Here is a 984-nt window from a genome sequence, read left to right as displayed (position 1 = left end):
TGCAGCAACAATCCCGTTTGTATAGAAAACAACCGTGATTGCGGAAAGTTTATATACGCCCCGGTTTGAAGTCCCCATCCATCTCCTCCTAATATACCGGTACGAGCCTCTATATCAGTTGCCTGCGATCGGCCAAAAAATAAAAGCAATATCAACAGAACAAATAACTTCTTCATTACTTACAAGGTATTAAAATTAATATTTAGACTGAATAAAAGTTCGACATATCATGATATAGAACTCCCATTCAATCTAAATATTGCTTCTATATCATTATTCGGCTCCAAGTTAGTGTATTCCGAATATAGCGTCTTTTATGACGATCGAATCTTCCGAATTCTCTATATTATATAAAATACCTTCCATCTTCCCTTCAATATAAGGGGTACCACTTCCCTCATGAAAACGAATACTATCCACTTGTATCCGAAATGAAGATTTCAGTGGATGATACACTATTTTAGCGTCATCTTTCGTGATCCTAACAGTAGATTCTATCTCTTCATTCAATAATTTACCCTTATCGATCAGATATTCTCCTTCTCTCAATGGAATCAATGAGATCCTCAGCATAGGATAAGGATAGTCAGAGATATGCACTCCTAATGGTATCTCCCAATAGAAACCGCTTAAATCGGTATTTACCTCCTGCCAAAAATTTCCATGATCAATGAAAGAATGAGAGTTCGACTGATTAGCTATAGAAATATCTTGACTATTCACCTTTCCTTCAAAGTACCCCAAATAGTAAGGAGTTTCTTCAAAAGAAGTATCCTCATCCTTGTCACAAGAAACGAATGAGAATAGTAAAAGAATGAATAAAGAAAAGATGAAACCTGCCATCATTCCTTTTTTAGCTTCATCCCAGTAAAGCATAGAGATATTCCGTTTTTCAGTTGTTGATTCCATAATGACTATTATTTTCTTATAAGACAGGAAACCATCAAATACCCCTATCCTCAAAATATATAAAAGATTAAAATA

At 34.9% G+C, this 984-nt stretch carries 1 protein-coding gene; it reads right to left on the bottom strand.

Annotation, left to right across the window (positions count from 1 at the left end):
- Positions 1-288 precede the first annotated feature (288 nt).
- Entirely contained in the window at positions 289-876 is a 588-nt protein-coding gene (locus DWX33_RS22200) for a DUF5025 domain-containing protein (protein ID WP_005860336.1), read from the bottom strand.
- Positions 877-984: the final 108 nt, after the last annotated feature.

The sequence above is a fragment of the Parabacteroides sp. AF19-14 genome, assembly GCF_003635485.1.
Taxonomy (GTDB): domain Bacteria; phylum Bacteroidota; class Bacteroidia; order Bacteroidales; family Tannerellaceae; genus Parabacteroides; species Parabacteroides distasonis.
Note: the sequence above shows the minus strand (reverse complement) of the source record. Positions and strands in the feature narration are given on the sequence as shown.